The organism is Tardiphaga robiniae (assembly GCF_001618955.1).
Lineage (GTDB): Bacteria > Pseudomonadota > Alphaproteobacteria > Rhizobiales > Xanthobacteraceae > Tardiphaga > Tardiphaga robiniae_A.
Window position 1 is genome coordinate 1 of sequence record NZ_LVYV01000046.1, and the last position, 513, is coordinate 513.

The window sequence follows — 513 nt, forward strand, 5'->3', positions numbered from 1 at the left end:
AAATAGGGAGGTACCAATGCCATCCGTCGATCTGAATTCCGATCTCGGCGACGGTTTTGGCACTTATCGCTGTGGCGACGACGCGGCCATGCTTTCGATCGTCACGTCAGCCAATGTGGCATGCGGCCTTCCTGCCGCCCATCCCGAGCTCATCGCCCGGACCTTCCCCCTCGCCCGCGCGCGCGCCCTCGCTCCCGGCCCCCACCCCGACCGGCCGCGCGCCCCGTCCGGACAGAGCGTCCCGCCCCCTCTCCCCCCCCCCCCCCACCCCCCCCTCCCCCCCCCACCCCCCTTCCTTCCCTCCCCCCCTCCCTCCTCCGTTTTCTCCCCCCTGCTCCCCGCCGCCTCCGCCACCCTCTGCCCCCCTCCCCTCTCCCCTGCCGCCATCTGCCCCACCGCACGCGCCTGCCCCCCCGTCCCCCCCACCCTCCCCCTCCTCCAGTCGCCCCCTGCAGGCTGGGGCCTGCCGTCCTGCATCAGCAGATCCCATCCCGGGCCTGCTCTCCTTTCGTT

The 513-nt window shown here is 72.7% G+C and carries 1 pseudogene; it reads left to right on the forward strand.

Features of this window, described 5'->3' with window-relative positions:
• Positions 1 to 16 precede the first annotated feature (16 nt).
• Positions 17 to 217 (forward strand): annotated as a pseudogene (locus A4A58_RS31290) (LamB/YcsF family protein); the annotation flags it as partial.
• Between the last annotated feature and the right edge of the window lie 296 nt (positions 218 to 513).